This window comes from Amycolatopsis rhizosphaerae (genome assembly GCF_007713715.1).
GTDB lineage: Bacteria > Actinomycetota > Actinomycetes > Mycobacteriales > Pseudonocardiaceae > Amycolatopsis_E > Amycolatopsis_E rhizosphaerae.
On record NZ_VJWX01000085.1, the window covers coordinates 1 to 19488 of the forward strand.

At 70.1% G+C, this 19488-nt stretch carries 20 protein-coding genes; 10 read left to right on the plus strand and 10 right to left on the minus strand.

Features of this window, described 5'->3' with window-relative positions:
- Positions 1-35: 35 nt before the first annotated feature.
- Entirely contained in the window at positions 36-1412 is a 1377-nt protein-coding gene (locus FNH05_RS11460) for an NYN domain-containing protein (protein ID WP_186382499.1), read from the minus strand.
- 97 nt (positions 1413-1509) lie between these two features.
- On the opposite strand from FNH05_RS11460, the gene FNH05_RS11465 reads away from it, so the two are divergent.
- Positions 1510-3228, plus strand: coding sequence for a DEDD exonuclease domain-containing protein (locus FNH05_RS11465; RefSeq protein WP_144587336.1), 1719 nt, complete (start codon positions 1510-1512; stop codon positions 3226-3228).
- Between the two features lie 60 nt (positions 3229-3288).
- The gene (locus FNH05_RS11470) at positions 3289-3576 is read left to right on the plus strand and encodes an Lrp/AsnC family transcriptional regulator (RefSeq protein WP_144587337.1); all 288 of its coding nucleotides are present in this window, start codon (positions 3289-3291) and stop codon (positions 3574-3576) included.
- 57 nt (positions 3577-3633) lie between these two features.
- Here FNH05_RS11470 and qcrB read toward each other — a convergent pair whose 3' ends face one another.
- The 4 genes from qcrB to ctaE are packed head-to-tail and all read right to left on the minus strand — an operon-like array spanning position 3634 to position 7908.
- Positions 3634-5265, minus strand: coding sequence for a cytochrome bc1 complex cytochrome b subunit (gene qcrB / locus FNH05_RS11475; protein WP_144587338.1), 1632 nt, complete (start codon positions 5263-5265; stop codon positions 3634-3636).
- On the minus strand, positions 5262-6416 hold the full coding sequence (qcrA, locus tag FNH05_RS11480) for a cytochrome bc1 complex Rieske iron-sulfur subunit (protein WP_144587339.1): 1155 nt from the start codon (positions 6414-6416) through the stop codon (positions 5262-5264). Before qcrA ends, qcrB begins: the two co-directional genes overlap by 4 nt.
- Positions 6413-7231, minus strand: coding sequence for a cytochrome bc1 complex diheme cytochrome c subunit (gene qcrC, locus FNH05_RS11485; RefSeq protein ID WP_144587340.1), 819 nt, complete (start codon positions 7229-7231; stop codon positions 6413-6415). Before qcrC ends, qcrA begins: the two co-directional genes overlap by 4 nt.
- A gap of 47 nt (positions 7232-7278) precedes the next feature.
- The gene (gene ctaE / locus FNH05_RS11490; RefSeq protein WP_144587341.1) at positions 7279-7908 is read right to left on the minus strand and encodes an aa3-type cytochrome oxidase subunit III; all 630 of its coding nucleotides are present in this window, start codon (positions 7906-7908) and stop codon (positions 7279-7281) included.
- 84 nt (positions 7909-7992) lie between these two features.
- Between ctaE and FNH05_RS11495 the strand changes: the two genes are divergently transcribed.
- The 3 genes from FNH05_RS11495 (at position 7993) to trpD (ending at position 9966) form a co-directional block, all read left to right on the plus strand.
- Positions 7993-8430, plus strand: coding sequence for a hypothetical protein (locus FNH05_RS11495; RefSeq protein WP_144587342.1), 438 nt, complete (start codon positions 7993-7995; stop codon positions 8428-8430).
- A 92-nt stretch (positions 8431-8522) separates the two neighbouring features.
- Positions 8523-8933 carry a response regulator transcription factor gene (locus FNH05_RS11500; RefSeq protein ID WP_144587343.1) on the plus strand — a complete coding sequence of 137 codons (411 nt, stop codon included), beginning with the start codon at positions 8523-8525 and terminating at the stop codon, positions 8931-8933.
- A 7-nt stretch (positions 8934-8940) separates the two neighbouring features.
- The gene (gene trpD / locus FNH05_RS11505; protein WP_144587344.1) at positions 8941-9966 is read left to right on the plus strand and encodes an anthranilate phosphoribosyltransferase; all 1026 of its coding nucleotides are present in this window, start codon (positions 8941-8943) and stop codon (positions 9964-9966) included.
- A gap of 173 nt (positions 9967-10139) precedes the next feature.
- On the opposite strand, the gene FNH05_RS11510 is transcribed toward trpD, so the two are convergent.
- Together FNH05_RS11510 and ctaC are read right to left on the minus strand one after the other, a co-directional pair.
- Positions 10140-10559, minus strand: coding sequence for a cytochrome c oxidase subunit 4 (locus tag FNH05_RS11510; protein WP_144587345.1), 420 nt, complete (start codon positions 10557-10559; stop codon positions 10140-10142).
- 51 nt (positions 10560-10610) lie between these two features.
- Positions 10611-11621: an aa3-type cytochrome oxidase subunit II gene (gene ctaC / locus FNH05_RS11515; protein ID WP_144587346.1), complete on the minus strand. Its 1011-nt coding sequence runs from the start codon at positions 11619-11621 to the stop codon at positions 10611-10613.
- 47 nt (positions 11622-11668) lie between these two features.
- Between ctaC and asnB the strand changes: the two genes are divergently transcribed.
- On the plus strand, positions 11669-13603 hold the full coding sequence (gene asnB / locus FNH05_RS11520; RefSeq protein ID WP_144587347.1) for an asparagine synthase (glutamine-hydrolyzing): 1935 nt from the start codon (positions 11669-11671) through the stop codon (positions 13601-13603).
- A 66-nt stretch (positions 13604-13669) separates the two neighbouring features.
- On the opposite strand, the gene FNH05_RS11525 is transcribed toward asnB, so the two are convergent.
- Positions 13670-14605, minus strand: coding sequence for a carbohydrate kinase family protein (locus FNH05_RS11525; RefSeq protein WP_144587355.1), 936 nt, complete (start codon positions 14603-14605; stop codon positions 13670-13672).
- Between the two features lie 232 nt (positions 14606-14837).
- Between FNH05_RS11525 and FNH05_RS11530 the strand changes: the two genes are divergently transcribed.
- Entirely contained in the window at positions 14838-15023 is a 186-nt protein-coding gene (locus FNH05_RS11530) for a hypothetical protein (RefSeq protein WP_144587348.1), read from the plus strand.
- A 104-nt stretch (positions 15024-15127) separates the two neighbouring features.
- Here the strand turns inward: FNH05_RS11530 and FNH05_RS11535 are convergent, their stop codons facing one another.
- A complete protein-coding gene (locus FNH05_RS11535) occupies positions 15128-15493 on the minus strand; it encodes a HesB/IscA family protein (protein WP_144587349.1) in 366 nt (121 codons plus the stop codon).
- A 158-nt stretch (positions 15494-15651) separates the two neighbouring features.
- Here FNH05_RS11535 and FNH05_RS11540 point away from each other — a divergent pair, with 158 nt between their 5' ends.
- Together FNH05_RS11540 and FNH05_RS11545 are read left to right on the plus strand one after the other, a co-directional pair.
- The gene (locus FNH05_RS11540; RefSeq protein ID WP_144587350.1) at positions 15652-16308 is read left to right on the plus strand and encodes a DUF3043 domain-containing protein; all 657 of its coding nucleotides are present in this window, start codon (positions 15652-15654) and stop codon (positions 16306-16308) included.
- A 56-nt stretch (positions 16309-16364) separates the two neighbouring features.
- The gene (locus tag FNH05_RS11545; RefSeq protein WP_144587351.1) at positions 16365-17360 is read left to right on the plus strand and encodes an aldo/keto reductase family protein; all 996 of its coding nucleotides are present in this window, start codon (positions 16365-16367) and stop codon (positions 17358-17360) included.
- On the opposite strand, the gene FNH05_RS11550 is transcribed toward FNH05_RS11545, so the two are convergent.
- Positions 17354-18136: an IspD/TarI family cytidylyltransferase gene (locus FNH05_RS11550; protein ID WP_425458438.1), complete on the minus strand. Its 783-nt coding sequence runs from the start codon at positions 18134-18136 to the stop codon at positions 17354-17356. The genes FNH05_RS11545 and FNH05_RS11550 overlap by 7 nt on opposite strands.
- Positions 18137-18324: 188 nt before the next feature.
- Between FNH05_RS11550 and cobT the strand changes: the two genes are divergently transcribed.
- On the plus strand, positions 18325-19371 hold the full coding sequence (gene cobT, locus FNH05_RS11555; protein ID WP_144587353.1) for a nicotinate-nucleotide--dimethylbenzimidazole phosphoribosyltransferase: 1047 nt from the start codon (positions 18325-18327) through the stop codon (positions 19369-19371).
- Positions 19372-19488: the final 117 nt, after the last annotated feature.

Here is a 19488-nt window from a genome sequence, read left to right on the forward strand (position 1 = left end):
CCTCACGGCTCGCCCCGGATCCGCGGGAACGGCCGCTAGACGCGGCCCAGCCTGGTCAGCAGGATCGCGGAAGCAACGGAATGCGCGCCCACCCCGCGCGTGGAGTCGGCCACCGCGCGATCCGAGGTCGCCACCACCAGCGGGCGACCGGCGGGCTCGGCCCTGACCAGTGACCGGATCACGTCGTCGGCCTGCACGCCCGGATCGGAGAAGAGCACGCGCACCCCGCGGATCGCCGCGGTCGGCACGGACAGCACACCGGCGCCGTCGAACACCACGGTCACCTCGGCCCCGGTCCGTGCGGCGAGCGCACCGAGTTGCTGCACCAGCCGGTCACGCTGGTCGGCCAGTACCAGTTCCGGATAGCCGGTCTTGCTGACGTTGTAGCCGTCCACGATCAGATGCACGCTGGGCAGGGCGAGCAACCGGTCCAAACCGGCCGGGTCCCGCACCCGCTGGCCGCCGGGCACACCGCTCGCGCCTCGTACCCGGTCGGCGGGGCGACGGCCGCTGGCGTCCAGCGACAGCTCGCGGCGCAGTCCCGTCACCGCCCCCTCGATGGTGTCGACCAGCAGCGCGAGCCGGACCTCGTCGGCTTCACGGGCCTCCCGCGCCGCCTGCCGGGCGATCTCCGCCTCGGCCATCGCCCGCTCCGCGCGGGCCCGCTCGGCCGCCACCCGCTGCCGCTCGCGCTCCAGTTGCGCCATGAGCGAAGCCACCTCGCCGGTGAGGCGGACGTCCGCCTGCTCCGCCCCCGCCCTTGCCGCCTCGGCCGCGTCCTTGGCCTGGCGCAACAGCACCCCTTGGCCCCGCAACCGGGACCGCAGCCGGTCCAGTTCCTCGTCACGCTCGTGGCGGGCCGCTTCGATCGCGGCGAGCGCCTGCGCCAGTTCCTCCCGGGTGCGGGCCAGTTCCGCTTCCAGCTTCTGGTTCCGTGCCAGCGCCGCGTCCCGCTCCGCCCGCAGCGCGGTCTCGGCCGCGTTCTTCGCGACGAGCCGGACGCGTGAGGTGGCGCTGGCCTCCCCCAGCAGGACGGCCGCGGTGGCCGCGGCGACGGAATCCTCGTCGTTGGGGTCGAGCGCGTCCTGACGGTGTTCCCTCAGCCACTCGAGCACTTCGGTCCGGAACGAGGACGAGGACTCCAGGGCGCTCAGCAACGCCGCCGCCCCGAGCCGGGCGCGCTTGGCGGGCGCGAACTTCGCGACCGGTCTGAGCTGCTGCGGGATGTCGGCACGCGGCAGCTTGCCCAGTGCGTCGGCGGCGAGCTCGGCGAGCCTGGTGCGGACCGGCTCCGGCAGCTCACGCCAGTCGAGGGGCACGGCCGGCCCCGGATCCGGCTCCGGGCGCTGGGCGGCCGCCGGTGCTCGCAGACCTGGGTCTCCGGGTTCTTCCGGCTGCACTGAGGGCGGCATCTGTCCAGGGTAGAGTGCCGCGCCGGACACCGGCAGGTGCGTCCGGCCCGACGCGCCGGTCGAAGAACTGTCGGTGCCCTTGCCTAGGGTGCCGGTCATGCATTCGGCGCACGATCAGCTGGCCTTCGACGAGCTGGGCACGCCGCTGCGCGAGACCACCTTCGTGGTCGTCGACCTGGAGACCACCGGCACCCGGCCCGGTCCGGACGGGATCACCGAAATCGGGGCGGTCAAGGTGCGCGGCGGCGAGGTACTCGGCGAGTTCGCCACCCTGGTCAATCCGGGCATGCCGATCCCGCCGCAGATCGTCGCGCTGACCGGGATCACCGGCGCCATGGTCTACGACGCGCCGCCGGTCGATGAGGTCCTGCCCGCCTTCCTCGAATTCGCCGCGGGCGCCGTGCTGGTCGCGCACAACGCCCCGTTCGACACCGGCTTCCTGCGCGCCGCCTGCCAGGGACACGGCTACGCCTGGCCGAAACCGGCGGTGGTGTGCACGGTCCGGCTCGCCCGCCGGGTCCTGTCCCGCCAGGACACCCCGAGCTTCCGGCTGTCCGCGCTGGCGGCACTGTTCGGCGCCACCACGACGCCCAACCACCGCGCCCTCGACGACGCCAGGGCGACCGTGGACGTGTTGCACGCGCTGCTCGAGCGACTCGGCCCGCTCGGCGTGCACTCCCTGGAAGAGCTGCTGGACTTCCTGCCCGAGGTCACGCCCGCGCAGCGGGGCAAGCGGGGCCTGGCCGCGCACCTGCCGGAACGGCCGGGTGTCTACCTGTTCCGCGGCCCCGGCGACGAGGTGCTCTACGTGGGGACGGCGAGCAATCTGCGGCGGCGGGTCCGGCAGTACTTCACCGGTTCGGAAAGCCGCGGCCGGATCCGCGAGATGGTCGCACTGGCCCAGCGGGTGGACGGCATCGAGTGCTCGCACGCCCTGGAGGCGCAGGTCCGGGAACTGCGGTTGCTCGCGGCACACCGGCCCGCCTACAACCGGCGCTCGAAGAACCCGCGGAAGTCGTGGTGGGTGGCGCTGACCGAAGAAGCCTTCCCCCGGCTGTCCGTGGTCCGCCTGCCGAAGGACGGCGCGCTCGGTCCGTTCGGCTCGCAGGCGATGGCCCGGCTCGCCGCCGACTCGCTCGCCGGCGCCGCCGGACTGCGCACCTGCACCCTGCGGATCTCCGCCAAGGCCCCGTCCGGCAAACCCTGCGCACTGGCCGAACTGGGCCGCTGCGCCGCCCCGTGTGCCGGGCACCAGTCGGTGACGGCGTACGCGCCGTCGGTGCACGCGGTCACCGAACTGATCGCGGGCCGGCACACCGTGCCTCTCGACATCGCCCTCCACCAGGTGGAAGAGCTCGCCGCGGGGCACCATTTCGAACAGGCCGCGCGACGGCGCGACGAGCTGGCGGTGCTGGTGCGGGCGATCGGCAAGGCCCATCGCCTCACCGCGCTCGCGGCCATCCAGGAGCTGGTGGCCGCCGCGCCGGACGGCGAGGGCGGCTGGGAGTTCGCGGTCGTCCGCCACGGCCGCCTCGCTTCGGCCGGAGTGGCCCGGCGCGGCGTCCCGCCGATGCCGGTGGTCGACGCCCTCGTCGCCTCCGCGGAGACCGTCACGGCGGAAGCGGGTCCCCTCTACGGCGCCCCCGAGGAGGAGGTGGGCGTGCTGCTGCGCTGGCTGACCCGGCCCGGGGTCCGGCTGGTGCGGACCAGCAGCCCCTGGGCCGAACCGGCACACGGCGCGGGCCGCTGGCAGCGCTGGCTCGACCGCGTGGCCGCCGCGGCGGCACTGGAGAACGTGGGACAAGCGCTGAACTGAACGAAACCGGCGGGCACGGTTACGATTCCGGCTGCCGGAACTTTCACCGAGGAGGACACAGTGATCACCGCGTTCGTGCTGATTCATGCCGTGGCGGACGGCATTCCCGAGACCGCGCAGGCGATCGCGGACATCAACGGCGTCTCCGAGGTGTACTCGTGCGCGGGCGACGTCGATCTGATCGCGATGGTCCGGGTGCACACGCACGAAGAACTCGCCGACCTGATCCCGGGCAGGATCGGCCGGGTACCAGGGGTGATCGACACCGACACCCATATCGCGTTCCGCTCCTACTCCACCGCGGACACCGACCGGGCCTTCGCCATCGGCGCCGACGACGCGGACTGACCGCGGAACGCGAAGAAGGGGGCCCACCGCGGTGGGCCCCCTTCTTTTCACATCGGGTTACGGCTGTTCCGGCGTCTTCCAGCCGGCAGGCACCTCGCCGTGGCCCTTGGCGCGCTCGAGCGCCGCGGTCTCCTCGACGGGGTCCGGGGCCAGCAGGGTGCCGGGCAGCGGACGGCCCGCGGCACCGAGCTTGTTCATCTTCTTCGGCACCGACGCGCCCTGGTACTCCAGCGGGATCGCGTGGCCGTGGTCGTCCACCCCGCCCAGCGGCTGGTGGATCTCGATGAACTCACCATGCGGCAGGCGCTTGATGATGCCCGTCTCGATGCCGTGCTCCAGCACCTCGCGGTCGGCCCGCTGCAGGCCCAGGCAGATCCGGTAGGTGACGAAGTAGGCGAGCGGGGGCGCCAGCAGCACGCCGATCCGGCCGGCCCAGGTCGTCGCGTTGAGCGAGATGTCGAACTGGTCCGCGATGATGTCGTTGAAGCCCGAGGCCTCGATCACCGCGAAGAACGCCAGCGCCATCATGCCGAGGCTGGTGCGGACCGGCGCGTCCCGCGGCCGCTGCAGCAGGTTGTGGTGCGCGGTGTCGCCGGACAGCTTCCGCTCGATGAACGGGTAGGTGATCAGCAGCACGAACAGGATCGGCATCCACACCGCACCGGCGAAGAACACCGCCGGGACCGTGTAGCGGCCCAGGTAGAGCTCCCAGGCCGGGAAGATCCGGAGCAGGCCGTCCGCCCAGGCCAGGTACCAGTCCGGCTGCGAACCGGCGGACACCTGCGAGGGGTTGTACGGGCCGATGTTCCAGATCGGGTTGATCTGGAAGACGCCGGCCAGCAGCGCGATCACGCCGGTGACCAGGGCGAAGAACGCACCGCCCTTGAGCGCGAACACCGGCATGATCCGGATGCCGACGACGTTGGTCTCCTTGCGCCGCACGCCGGGGAACTGCGTGTGCTTCTGGTACCAGACGAGCGCGAGGTGCGCGCCGACCAGCGCCAGCATGATGCCGGGCAGCAGCAGGATGTGAATCGTGTAGAGCCGCGGGATGATCTCGTTGCCCGGGAACTCGCCACCGAACAGTGCCCAGTGCAGCCAGGTCCCGATCACCGGGACCGACAGCATGATGCCGGACAGGGTGGCGCGGATACCGGTACCGGAGAGCAGGTCGTCCGGCAGCGAGTACCCGAAGAAGCCCTCGAACATACCGAGGATCAGCAGCAGCGCGCCGATCACCCAGTTGGCCTCACGCGGCCTGCGGAACGCTCCGGTGAAGAAGATCCGGAACATGTGCACCATCATCGCCGCGACGAACACCAGCGCGGCCCAGTGGTGCACCTGGCGCACGAACAGGCCGCCCCGCACGTCGAACGAGATGTCCAGGGTGGTCGCGAACGCCCGGGACATCGGAACGCCCTGGAGGTTCGTGAAGCTGCCGTGGTAGACGACCTCGGCCATCGACGGGTCGAAGAACAGGGTCAGGTAGACGCCCGACAGGATCAGGATGAGGAAGCTGTAGAGCGCGATCTCCCCGAGCAGGAACGACCAGTGGGTCGGGAAGACCTTGTTCATCTGGTGCCGCAGGCCCTTGGACAGGCGGTACCGCTGGTCCATGTTCGTTCCGGCCTCGGCGAGCTGCCGTTGCAGCAGCCCCGCCCCCTTGGTCGGCGTGGTGAGTGAACTCATGACTTGCGCTCCCAAAAGGCCGGTCCCACGGGCTCGATGAAGTCGCCGCGCGCGACCAAGTATCCCTCGTCGTTCACCGTGATGGGAAGTTGAGCCAGCGCACGCGTCGCCGGACCGAAGATCGGCTTCGCGTAGTGCAGGGCGTCGAACTGCGACTGGTGGCACGGGCAGAGGATGCGGTTGGTTCGCTGCTCGTACAGCGAGGTCGGGCAACCGACGTGGCTGCAGACCTTCGTGTACGCGTAGTACTCGCCGAAGTTGAAGTCCTCCTGGCCCTTGCGCTTGACGACCTTGGCGGCGTCCTCGGGGCGCAGGCGGATCAGCATGACCGGGTTGTCGGAACGCAGGAACGCCGCGGCGAGGGCTTCCTCGTCACCGCGCTCGGACTCGCGGAACGGGTAGACCGTCTCCATCGCCCCACCGTCGAGGTCCTCGACGCGCACCAGGCTGATCTCGCCCGGCTTGCCGGTGTTGCGCCGCATGTAGACGACCTCACCGGGGTGCTTCGGCAGCCAGCCCGTGTGCCACAACGAGTTCTCGTTGTCGCTGTCCTTCCACGGGTCCTTGATGAAGGAGGCGACCGGCAGCCCGATCAGCCCGAGCCCCAGCGCACCGCCCGCGAAACCCATGCTGCGCTTGACCAGCGAACGGCGGCCGATGGTGCTGCGGGCACCCGCGTCCTCCAGGTGCGCGACGATCGTCTTCCGATCGATCTCCGCCGAGCCCTCGCCGTTGCCGTCGTGCCGCTCCTGCACCGCGAGCTCGTGCGGGATGAACTTCTTGGTGTAGAGGAGCACGCCGATGCCGAGGCCGAGAATGGTCAGGCCCAGCGTCACGCCGAGGACCGGGGTGTACAGCGAGTACAGGAAGGTGCCGCTCTCGCCCGGCGCCTTGTACTGCCACGGCCACCAGATCAGGCCGACCACGAAGGCCAGGCCCGCCAGTCCGGCGATGGTGAACCACAGCGCCACGATCCGCTCGGCGCGCTTCTCCGCCCGCGTGCCCTTGACGGGCCACGGTTCGGGATAGTCGACGAGCTCGACCCCGTCGAGCTTGCCGCCGAGCTTGACCAGCTCGTCGCGGCTCATCTCCGCCAGTTCGGCCTCGGACGGCAGGGTGTTGTCGGGCCCCTCGGTGCCGCTGCTACTCATGCCCTCGATCCAATCCACAAGGTCACGCCGACCAGAGCGGCGATACCCACGATCCACGCGATGACACCTTCGGACGCCGGGCCGAAGCCACCAAGCCCGTTACCGCCCGGGTTGTTGTTGCCGTCGGACACCGACTTGATGTAAGCGATGATGTCCTTCTTCTCCTCCGGCGTGAGCTGGCGGTCGGAGAATTTCGGCATGTTCTGGGGGCCGGTCAGCATCGCCGTGTAGATCTGGTCCTCGCTGGCCGGGTCCAGGTTCGGCGCGTACTTGCCTGCCGACAGGGCACCACCGCGCCCGGTGAAGTTGTGGCACGATGCGCAGTTGAGCCGGAACAGCTCACCACCGCGGGCCGGGTCGCCGCCCCGCAGGGCCGCACCGGTCTCCGCCGGGCGCTGGGGACCGCCACCGTTGGCCTGGATGTAGGCGCCGACCGCGTCGATCTCCTCCGGGGTCAGCTTCGGCGGCTTGCGCTGGGCCTGTGCCTCCTGCCGGGCCATCGGCATCCGGCCGGAGGAAGTCTGGAAGTACACCGCAGCGTCGCCCACGCCGATGAGGCTGGGCCCGCGGTTCTGCACGCCCTGCAGGTTCGCGCCGTGGCAGGTGATGCAGGTGTTGTTGTACACCTGCTGGCCCAGCCGCAGCTGCGCCGATTCCTCCTGCGCCTGCGCGGTCTGTGCCTTGGGCACGAAGACGGCGTACGCGGCGCCGGCGCCGACCAGCGCGACCGCCAGTGCGAGCGCACCGGCGAAGCGCCTCCGCAGCTTCGTGCGCGCGCGGAAGCGGCGCTCGGAGGATTTGTTGGTGGTGGTCATCTTGCGGCAACCCTTGCTGTTCGGTGAGTTCGGGAGGGGCTGTGCGATCAGGGGATGATGTAGATGACCGCGAACAGACCGACCCACACGATGTCGACGAAGTGCCAGTAGTAGGACACGACGATCGCGGAGGTCGCCTGCGCGGGCGTGAACTTGCTCAGCTTGGTGCGGATGAGCAGGAACACGAACGCGATAAGCCCACCCATCACGTGCAGCCCGTGGAACCCGGTGGCCAGGAAGAAGACCGTGCCCCAGGCGCCCGACGGGATGGTGACGCCCTCGCTGATCAGCTTGGTGTACTCACCGGCCTGACCCGCGATGAAGATGGCACCCATGATCAGCGTCAGCACGTACCAGCGGCGCAGCCCGTACACGTCCCCCCGTTCGGCGGCGAACACACCGAACTGGCAGGTGAACGACGACGCCACCAGGATGATGGTGAAGGGCAGCGCGTACGGGATGTCCAGGTGAATCGGCTCGCCGGTGGCGGCGTTGATCGGGGGCCAGAGACCACTCGAGTTCTGCGCCTTCACCGTGAAGAACATCGCGAACAACCCGGCGAAGAACATGAGCTCGCTGGAAAGCCACACGATGGTGCCGACACTGACCATGTTCGGCCGGTTCAGCGAGTGCACCCGCTGGCTGATGTTGGGAGCTGCCGTTGTCACGAGTCGCATTATGTCCTCCGGCAAAGCGGCTCGCCCGGTCGGGTCGCCACGCGGGTTGGCCGGACGAACGAACGCGGAGGGTGAAGATCGCTGATGAAACTGCTCGACCGACTGCGTGACCTGCTGAGAAAGGCTCCGGAGCAGGTGCTGACCCCGGACACCCCCGGACTGTCCGTGGTGGCCGAAGCCTTCGACATCGCGGAGGCGGATTCGGCGGTGCTGGCGAGATCACACCTGCTGGCCGCCGACCGGCCCGCGGTGCTCCGGCATCACCTCCGGCTGCCCGGGGACAAGGTGACCGAAGCCACCGGCCTGCTGGCCCAGGACGGCTGGGAACTGCGCCCCACGGCCGGTGGTTCCGCCGCCGAAGAGGCGTTGAACAGCGGTTTCGTCCGGTTGCACGCGCTGCGCGTGCAGCAGCTCGACGCCCTGCACTGCGCGCAGGAACGCTCCCGGATGGCGGGCCTCGCCCAGCGGCTCGGCGGGGACTCGCTCGGCTGGGACGCCCTGCAGCCCTCGCCGGAGGCCTGACGAACGCGACAACCGGCACAGGTCCTGGGTGATTTGCGCCGCTGGGACTAGCATCAGGACCACCAGTACGGCAACGAAGGCGGAGGCTTGACGTGACCGAGCAGCCGATGAGGATCCTGGTGTTCAGCCACCGGGCGGAAGTCCGGGAGTCGATCACCAACGCGGTGGGCCTGCGTCCCGCCGCCGACCTCGCCCGCGTGGAGTACGTCGAGGCCGCCGGGGTCGCCGACGTGCTCTCCGAAATGGACGAGGGCGGGATCGATCTGGCGATCCTGGACGGCGAAGCCCAGCCCACCGGCGGCATCGGCCTGTGCCGCCAGCTGAAGAACGAGATCTCCGACTGCCCGCCGATCGTGGTCGCGGTCCGGCGCAAGGACGACCGCTGGCTGGCCACCTGGTCCCAGGCCGACGCCGTCCTCGTGCACCCGCTCGACCCCCTGACCGCCGCGGAGACCGTCGCGGACGTGCTGCGGAACCAGCGGGTCCCGGCAGTGCGCGCGTGACCGGCAGATGAACGCTCAGACCTGGCCCGCCCTGCTCAACCAGCTCATCGCCGGCACCGACCTGACCGAAGACGACACCTCCTGGGCCATGGACCAGGTGATGTCCGGGGAAGCCACCCCCGCTCAGATCGCCGGTTTCGCCGTGGCCCTGCGGGTCAAGGGCGAGACGCCCGAGGAGATCTCCGGCCTGGCGGCGGCGATGCTCGCGCACGCCCGCCGCGTAGAAGTCGCCGCCCGCGCCGTCGACATCGTCGGCACCGGCGGCGACCGTTCCGGCTCGGTGAACATCTCCACGATGTCCTCGCTGGTGGTGGCCGGGGCCGGGGTGCCCGTGGTCAAGCACGGCAACCGGGCCGCCTCGTCCAAGTCCGGTGCCGCGGACGTGCTGGAGGCCCTCGGGGTGGCGATCGACCTGCCGCCCGAGCGGGTCGAACGGTGTGTGGCCGAACTGGGCATCGGTTTCTGCTTCGCCCCGGTGTTCCACCCCGGCTTCCGCCACGCCGGGCCGCCCCGGAGCCAGCTCGGCGTGCCGACCACGTTCAACCTGCTCGGCCCGCTGACCAATCCCGCCCAGCCGTCCGCGGGGCTGATCGGCTGCGCCTATCCGGACAAGATCGACGTCCTGGCCCGGGTGTTCGCCCGCCGTGGCGCCACCGCGCTCGTGGTCCGGGGTGACGACGGTCTCGATGAGATCACCACCACCACGACGAGCACGGTCCTCGTGGTCTCCGGCGGCGAGGTGCGCCGCGCGACGCTGGACCCGGCCGCGCTCGGGATCGCGCGGGCCACCGCCGAGGACCTGCGCGGCGGAAGCCCGCAGGTCAATGCCGAGGTCGTACGGGAACTCGTCGCCGGGAAGCCGGGACCGGTGCGGGACGCGGTCCTGCTCAACGCCGCGGGTGCGCTCGCCGCGCACGCCGGGTTCTCCGGCTCCCTCCACGACGACCTCTCGGCCGCGCTCGACCGCGCCGCCGAGTCGATCGATTCGGGTGCCGCCTCGGAGGTGCTGGCCCGCTGGGCCGCCTTCCGCTGACGCGGGCACAGCGCCGGGCAAAAGCCCGCATCTCCTTCGGGAGGTGCGGGCTTTTCCGTGCCCGCTACCGGCCCATCAGCGGCCGGTAACCCCCATCGACGCCCGCACACAGCAAAGCGGCCGGGCGCTTCCTGGGGAAGCGCCCGGCCGTTGCGTTGTTCCGGCTTCGGTTCTTACTCGTGGTTGGGGCCGGTGTGGTACTCGAAGACCAGCCCTCCGACGGCGATGAGCACCAGCACGGCACCGGTGATGATCATCCAGATGTGGAAGAACGCGAGCGCGATGCCGGTGAAGGCCGCGGCCCCGGCCACCGCGATCGGCCAGTAGCTGCCCGGGCTGAAGAAGCCCAGCTCACCGGCACCGTCACTGATCTCGGCGTCTTCACGGTCCTCCGGACGGGAGGTGATCCGGCGCGCGACGAACCGCATGTAGCTGCCCGCGATCAGGGACAGGCCACCGGTCAGCAGGAGCGCAACCAGGCCGGCCGGTTCCACGCCGTGGCCGCTCCACAGGTAGGTGGCCACGCCGTACACGATGGCGATGAAGAAGGCAAACGCCGTGACCATGTCGAAAATCCGGGCTTCGACCTTCATGAAGCTGTCCTCACTCTTGTGCCAAACACTCGACGTTGCCGACCGGCTCGATCAGCCGCTGGCCGTGCGCGCGGTGCGGTTGGTGTTGAACGGCTCCGTGGTCACCGCGTGCGGCGTGCACAGCTCGCCGCAGTTCATCGCGGCCAGCGCCTCGGCGGCGGTGTTGGGCACCCCGGTGGCCGGGTTGATCTGCGTCCGCAGCTGAATGTACTGCGCGTACAGGTTCTGCGGCAGGGCACGGACCTCGAAGTTCATCATCGAGTGGTAGGGGCCGCACAGCTCGGCGCATCGGCCGACGAACGAGCCGGGACGGTCGATGGTGTTCTGGAACGACGCATCCTGGTTGTTCTTCTCCGGGTACGGGAAGACGTCCCGCTTGAAGTGGAACTCCGGCACCCAGAAGGAGTGGATGACGTCGGTCGAACGCACGTTGTACTGAATGGTCTTGCCCACCGGCACGACTAGCAGCGGGATCTCGCTGGAGCTGCCGACCGTCTTGATGGTCTGCCCGGTCGCGTCCTTGGCTTCGTTCGGGTAGTCGAACTCCCAGTTCCACTGGAAACCGATCACGTTGACCGTGACGTCCGGGTTGGGCTTCTTGTCCAGCACCTGGCTTTCGGTGGTCGCGGTGAAGAAGAACAGCACGCAGACCATCACCAGCGGGGTGATGACGAGAAACAGCTCGAGCGGCACGTTGTACTGGAACTGGCGGGGCAGGTCGGTGGGGTCCGCGTTCTTCTTCTTGCGGTGGAAGGCGGACGACCAGAAGATCAATCCCCACACGATGACACCAACGACGAGCGCGGCGACGACGGACCAGGTCCACAGCCATCGCATCTTGTCGGCTTGCTCGGTGACACCCACCGGCCAGCCGAATCGCAGCACCTCGTCACCGGAGCACCCGGTCGCCAACAGAGCGACGAGCCCGGCCAGTGCGGCGACTTTACCGACCCTCTTCAACCCAGGCCTCCTCGTGTTCTGGCATAACAGCGGCGAGCCTAGCTGAGTTGACAGTCCCCGCTGACCAAGGGGTAACCGTTCGTGGAGAGCTGACCCGCGCATACTTGGGCTCTTATTATCCGACACGACCTTGAGGTGTGTGAGAACACGTGTGCGGCCTGCTCGGACTCATCTGTGCCAGTGAGAATGATGCGGTAAAAGCCCGTGACGCGGTGGGGGCCGCCCTTCGCTGCCAGCGCCATCGGGGTCCGGACGAGACCGACACCTGGGCCGATGCCGAGGTGGTCTACGGATTCAACCGGCTCGCCTTCATCGACGTGGAGCACGCCCACCAGCCGCTGGTCTGGGGTCCGCCGGAGTCGCCGCGGCGCTACACCCTCAATTTCAACGGGGAGATCTACAACTACCGTGAGCTGCGGGAACAGCTCATCGCCGAACACGATGCGAAATTCGCCACAGAAGGCGACGGCGAGGCGATCGTCGCGGCGTACCACTACTGGGGCCCCGGCGCGGTCGGCCGGTTGCGCGGCATGTTCGCCTTCCTGCTCTGGGACGCCGACGAGAAGGTGCTCTACGGCGCCCGCGACCCGTTCGGCATCAAGCCCCTTTACTACGCGGCGGGCCCGGGCGGGACCGCGTTCTCCAGCGAAAAGAAGAGCCTCCTGGAGCTTTCGGAGGTGCTCGGCACGCGGGAGACATTGGACACGCGTGCGCTGCAGCACTATCTGACACTGCAGTACGTGCCGGAGCCGGAGTCGCTGCACACCGACATCCGGCGGATCGAGTCGGGCACCTCGTTCACCGTCTCCCCCGGCGGGCAGCTGACGAGCGAGCGCTACTTCTTCCCGCAGTTCACCGCGCGCCCGGTGCACGGACCCGCGGCGCAGAAGGCGCTGTACGACCGGATCGCGGACGTGATGCGCGACTCGGTGGCCAAGCACATGATCGCCGACCCGGACATCACCGTCGGCTCCTTCCTCTCCGGCGGCATCGACTCGACCGCGATCGCCGCGCTGGCCAAGGAGCTCAACCCGAACCTGATCGCGTTCACCACCGGTTTCGAGCGCGAGGGCTACTCGGAGGTCGACGTCGCCGCGGAGTCGGCGGCGGCGATCGGCGTCAAGCACGTGATCCGCACGGTCTCGGCCGAGGAAATGATGGACGCACTGCCGCTGATCGTCTGGTACCTGGACGACCCGGTGGCCGACCCGGCGCTCGTCCCGCTGTGGTTCATCGCGCGCGAGGCCCGCAAGCACGTCAAGGCCGTGCTCTCCGGCGAGGGCTCGGACGAGCTGTTCGGTGGTTACACGATCTACCGTGAGCCGCTGTCGCTCGCGCCGTTCGAGAAGGTGCCCGGCGGGGTGCGGAAGCTGCTCGGCAAGGTCTCCGACCGCATCCCGGAGGGCACCCGCGGCAAGGACCTGCTCCGCCGCGGCGCGCTCAAGCTGGAGGACCGCTACTACGGCAACGCCCGGATCTTCCTGGACCACCAGCTCAAGGGCGTGCTCCGCACGTTCTCCGAGCGGGTCGGGCACCAGGACGTCACGGCCGAGCACTACCGCACCTCGGCCGGCTGGGACCCGGTGGCGCGCATGCAGCACGTCGACCTGTTCACCTGGCTGCGGGGCGACATCCTGGTCAAGGCGGACAAGGTGACCATGGCGAACTCGCTGGAGCTGCGGGTGCCGTTCCTCGACGCCGAGGTGTTCAAGGTGGCGGCCGGGATCCCGCTCGAGGAGAAGATCACCAAGGAGACCACGAAGTACGCGCTGCGCCGGGCGCTGGAGGGGATCGTGCCCGCGCACGTGATCAACCGGCGCAAACTCGGCTTCCCGGTCCCGATCCGGCTGTGGCTGCGCGACGAGATGTACGACTGGGCGCGCGGCATCATCGTCGAGTCGCAGACCGACGCTCTGCTGGACAAGCAGGCGGTGCTGCGGATGCTGGAGGAGCACCGGACCGGCCCGCTCGACCACAGCCGCCGGATCTGGGCGCTGGTGGTGTTCATGCTGTGGCACGGGATCTTCGTCGAGCACCGCATCAAGCCCGAGGTGCCCGAGCCCGCCTACCCGGTGAAGATCTGACACCAGCCGATGTAACCGAAGGCCCTCCTCCCGACCGGGAGGAGGGCCTTCGCCGTGAGTGACGGCTTACAGCCGGAAGGCGGCGGCGATGTCGGTGGCGGCGTCGGGACCGTAGGCCTCACCGAGACGCTTGAGCCCGCTCGCCCAGTCCAGCTGCCATTCCTGGGTGCCGACGGTTTCCAGCACCAGGACCGCGATCAGGGAACCGAGTTGGGCGGCGCGCTCGAAGCCGAGACCACGCCGCAGCCCGGCGAGGAAACCGGCGCGGAAGCCGTCGCCGACCCCGGTCGGATCCGCCTTGGCCAGTTCGGGCACCGCCGCGACCTTGATCGACAGGCCGTCGGCGGACATGATCTCGACGCCGTGCTCGCCGAGGGTGGTGACGCGCAGGCCGACCCGGTCGAGGATGTCCCGCTCGGCCCAGCCGGTCTTCTGCCGCAGCAGTTCCCACTCGTAGTCGTTGCTGAACAGGTACTTCGCGCCGGTCACGAACGCCCGTGCCTGCTCGCCGTCCATCCGGGCCAGCTGCTGGGAGGGGTCGACCGCGAACTCGTACCCGCGCTGACGGCATTCGTCGGCGTGCCGCAGCATCGCCTCGGGGTCGTCGGGGCTGATCAGCACGAGGCCGAGGCCGCCGGCCCGGTCGGCGACCGGCTTGAGTTCGATGTTGCGGGCCTCGGCCATGGCGCCCGCGTAGAAGGTGGCGATCTGGCACAGGTCCTCGTCGGTCGTGCAGACGAACCGCGCGGTGTGCGCGATCTCGGAGACCAGCACTCCCGAGGTGTCCACGCCGTGCCGCTCCAGCCAGGCGCGGTAGTCGGCGAAGTCCTCGCCCACGGCCCCGACCAGCACCGGCCGGATGCCGAGCACGCCCAGCCCGAAGGCCACGTTCGCCCCGATGCCGCCGCGCCGCACCACGAGGTCGTCGGCGAGGAAGCTCAGCGACACCCGGTGCAGTTGTTCGGCGATGAACTGCTCGGCGAACCTGCCGGGGAAATGCATGAGATGGTCGGTCGCGATGCTGCCCGACACCGCGATCCTGGCTTCGTCCCCGGCTCCGGTTCCGGCTTCGATTCCGGCACTGCCTGTCACGAATGCTCCCTGCTCTCGACTCGGCTTCGACTCCAAGTTACTTGTCAGTCATCGCCCGTCGGGGGTAAATCCGCGCCGAGCACCGCACCCTACCGTCTGGTAAGGGTGTCGCCGTGCCCGCGCGAGCCCTAGCGTCGCGGACGTGAACACCAGCCTGCACATCCCGGCCGAAGCCGAAAGCCTGAACGAGCTGATCAGCGACTGCGACGACATTCCGCAGGAGCTGCGGCGGCGGCGCGAAGCCACCCCGCGGCCGCCCGCACCGCGCTCGTGGACCGTCGACGAGGGCACCCACGCCCAGGTCGCGGATCTCGACGAGTTCGCCTGAGCCGCGCAAACGAAGCAAACGAAACGGGCACCGGCCGGGTCGTACCCGGCCAGTGCCCGTTCGCGCGTTCATGCGGGCGTACCCGCCGCTGCCTCGGCGGAACCTCAGTGGAACGAGTCGCCACAGGCGCAGGAGCCGGTGGCGTTCGGGTTGTCGATGGTGAAACCCTGCTTCTCGATGGTGTCCACGAAGTCGATCACCGCGTCCTGCACGTAGGGCGCGCTCATCCGGTCCACCGCCACGCGCAGGCCGTCGAAGTCGCGGAACAGGTCGCCGTCCAGTTCACGGTCGTCGAAGAACAGCTGGTAGCGCAGCCCGGCGCAGCCACCCGGCTGGACGGCGATGCGCAGGTGCATGTCGTCGCGGCCCTCCTGCTCGAGCAGGGCCTTCGCCTTGGCGGCGGCGGAGTCGGTCAAGGTCACGCCGTGGGTGGCCTCGGTCTGCTGGGCGCCGGTCTCAGCGGTCGTCATGGCTCTCCCTCAGGTGTTGCTCGTGATGGGTGCGGGGTGCCTCCGATACGAGGTCAACAACCCACATACTTGTTCTGTTCCCTGCCGTGGCCCTTCCATCGTCGCACATCTTTTGCCCAGCTGAACACCGGCGGTAGCACCTGGAATATCCTGCTCGTGTGAGGTTCTTACGCCGCAGCAGCACCACCACCGAGGACAGCCCCGCCGACGAGGCCGTCACGGTGCCCGAAACCGCTGAACCTCACAAGAAGGGGTACACGCCGGGCAAGGGCCGGGCGACCCCGAAGCGCCGGGAAGCCGAGGGCAAGCGCCGCGGTCCGGTCAAGGCCGCGCCGCGCAGCACCTGGGAGGCGATGAAGCGCGCCCGCGAGCTGCGCAAGGCCAATCCGCAGTCCAAGGACGAGCGCCGCGCCAAGATCCAGGCGCAACGGGAGGGCTACGCCGCCGGGGACGACCGGTATGTGCCCGCCCGGGACCGGGGCCCGGTCAAGGCCTACGTGCGGGACCTGGTCGACTCGCGGCGCAACCTGCTCGGCCTGTTCATGCCGCTGGCGATCCTCGTGTTCGTCTCGCTGCTGGTGCCCTACGAGCTGGTCCGGTCCTACGCGACGCTGGCGACCACCCTGCTGCTGCTCGCGATGGCGGTCGAGGGCGTCCTGTCGGGGCGGCGGATCACCAGGCAGGTGCGGGCGAAGTTCCCGAAGGAGACCGTCCGGGGCGGTTCGATCGGCTGGTACGCGTTCGTCCGGGCGAGCCAGCTCCGCAAGCTGCGGCTGCCCAAGCCGCGCGTGAAGCCCGGCGACAAGGTCGACTGAGCGCCGGGCGGGACCGGTAGTTAGCAACGCGAAAGAATTGCGTCTAGGGTGACGGCATGGAGTTTCGCCGTCTCGGCCGTAGTGGCCTGTCCGTCAGTGAGATCGCCTACGGAAACTGGCTCACCCACGGCTCACAGATCGAGGAAGACCAGGCGCAGGCCTGCATCAAGGCCGCACTGGACGCCGGGATCACCACCTTCGACACCGCCGACGTCTACGCCAACACCGCCGCCGAATCCGTGCTCGGCCGGGGGCTCGCGGGGCAGCGGCGGGAAAGCCTCGAGATCGCCACCAAGGTGTTCTGGCCCACCGGCCCCGGCGGCCCGAACGACCGCGGGCTGGGCCGCAAGCACATCATGGAGTCCTGCCACGCTTCACTGAAGCGCCTGCAGACCGACCACATCGACCTCTACCAGGCCCACCGGTTCGACCACAGCGTGCCGCTGGAGGAGACCTTCCTCGCCTTCGCCGACCTGGTCCGCCAGGGCAAGGTGCTCTACATCGGGGTCTCCGAATGGACCGCGGAGGAGATCACCCGCGGCGCCGCGATCGCGCGCGAGCTGAACGTGCCGTTCATCTCCAACCAGCCGCAGTACAACATGCTGTGGCGGGTGATCGAACCGCAGGTCGTGCCCGCCTCGGAGCGTGAGGGCATCAGCCAGATCGTCTGGTCGCCCATCGCGCAGGGCGTGCTCACCGGCAAGTACCGGCCGGGCCAGCCGCCGCCCGCGGGTTCCCGGGCCACCGACGAGAAGGGCGGGGCGAACTTCGTCAAGCGCTTCCTGCAGGACGACGTCCTGGAGCGCGTCGCGCGGCTGGAGCCGCTCGCCGCGCAGGCCGGGCTGTCGCTCGCCCAGCTGGCCGTGGCCTGGGTACTGCAGAACCCGAACGTCTCGTCGGCGATCATCGGCGCCTCCCGGCCCGAGCAGGTCCACGAGAACGTCAAGGCCGCGGGCGTGAAGCTGGAGGCCGACCTGCTCACCGAGATCGACACGGTGCTCCTGGGCGTGGTCGAAGACGACCCGCGCCACACCCAGAGCCCGCGCTACTGACCGTTCAGGACCCCGGCGGCTGCCCCGCCGGGGTCCTGAACGCGCTGCGCCTCGAGAACCCGCTCCGCGACGATCAGATCGTGCGGGTAGGTGACCTTGAAGTTCTGCTGCTCCCCCCGGACCCAGTGCACGGGCAGTGCCGAGAACCGCTCCATCACCGACGCGGTGTCGGTGCCGTCGAAACCCTCGCGCGCGGCGCGTTCGTAGGCCTCCAGCAGGGGCGCGGCGCGGAAGCCCTGCGGGGTCTGCGCGCGGATCACCGTGCCGGACGGCGCCTCGCCCAGTGACACGCCGTCCGCGCCGATCGCGCGGAGATCGTCGGCGGGCAGGCCGGGGATCGCGCCCCCGTGCTCCCGGGCGCACCGCAGCACTCCGGTGATCAGCTCCGGGCTGAGCAACGGCCGGGCGGCATCGTGCAGCAGTACCGCGTCCACCACGCCGCGGCCGATGCGGTCGGCCAGGTGGCGCAGCGCGTTCAGCTCGGATTCCTGCCGCGTCTGCCCGCCGTGGACGACCTCGACCCCGATCCCGCCGACCTCCCGGTCGAGCACCGAATCGACGAGGTCGGCGTCCTGGGGGCGGGTGACCAGCACGAGTGTGCCCACCGCGGGGACCCGGGCGAAGGCGGCCAGTGACCACGAAACCAGGCGGCGCCCCGCCAGCGGCAGGTACACCTTGTTGATCCCGGCGCCCACGCGCGTGCCCGCACCACTGGCGAGCACCACACCGGCGGCGTGGGGAATGCCGTCTGCCTGCCGCCGCTGCCCCGCACTCACAACCGGAATCATACGGACCGCTCCCCGGCGGCCGCACGGCAGCGGCGGTACGTGCCGGACCGCCGATTTCCACTGAGGGGACGGATGTTCCGCTCGTCGAACCGTCCATTCGCGACACTCGGGACACGGTGACCGCGCCGGTGGGCGGGGCGTTGCCGGTGCCGGAGGAGCCCCGCTAGGTTGACCGCGTGAGTCAACTCGAGTTCGCCGCCGTCCCCCAGCCCGACGAACCGGCCCGCGCCGAGGCGCTGAGGCGGCACGCGACGCTGATCAAACCCGTCGGCTCGCTGGGCCGGCTGGAAGAACTCGGGGCCTGGGTCGCCGCGTGCCAGGGCACCTGCCCGCCCCGGCCGTTCGCCCGGCCGCGCGTGGTCGTGTTCGCCGGGGACCACGGCATCGCGGCGAAGGGCGTGTCGGCCTATCCGCCGGAGGCGACGGCCCAGCTCGTCCGGGCGCTGCTGGACGGCGGCGGTGTGCCGGGCACGCTGGCCGCGGTCGCCGGCGCCGGCCTTCGCGTGGCCGACCTCGCCGTGAACGGCGAAACCCCGGTGGCGGAATTCAAGGTGCGCCAGGGATCCGGCTCGATCGACGTCGAGGACGCGCTCACCGGCGACGAGGTGATCGCCGCCCTGCGCGCCGGAATCGCCCTCGCCGACGCCGAAATCGACGCCGGGGCGGACCTGCTCGCCGCCGGGGATCTCGGCGTCGGTGTCGGCACCCCGTCGTCCGTGCTGATCGCCGCGCTGACCGGCAGCGAACCCGTCGCGGTGGTCGGACGCGGGTCCGGCATCGACGACACGGCCTGGATGCGCAAGGCCGCCGCGATCCGCGACGCGCTGCGGCGGGCCAGGGCCGTCCTCGCCGACCCCGTCGCGCTCCTGCGCACCGCCGGCGGCGCCGATCTGGCCGCGATGACCGGTTTCCTCGCCCAGGCCGCGATCCGGCGCACGCCGGTGCTGCTGGACGGGCTCGCGGCGGCCGCCGCCGCCCTGGTCGCCGAGGAACTCGCCCCCGGTGCCCGTTCGTGGTGGCTCGCCGCGCACCGCTGCGCCGAGCCGGCGCACCGGCTGGCGTTGGAGCACCTGGGTCTCGAACCGGTTCTGGACCTGCACATCCGGCTCGGCCAGGGCGCGGGTGCGCTCACCGCGCTGCCGGTCCTGACGATGGCGGTGCGCCTGCTCACCGACGTGGCCACCTACGAAGAAGCCGGAGTCACGCCACCCGTCCAGCCATGACGTGCCGTGAGGGTCCCCTCACGGTCGAAACGGCCAGGGTCCCGGCAAAGTCCGGTCCGTTCGCGGTGCGCGGCGCGTCCGCCGGGCGAGTCCCACCCTCGTGCGCACGTGTCCCAC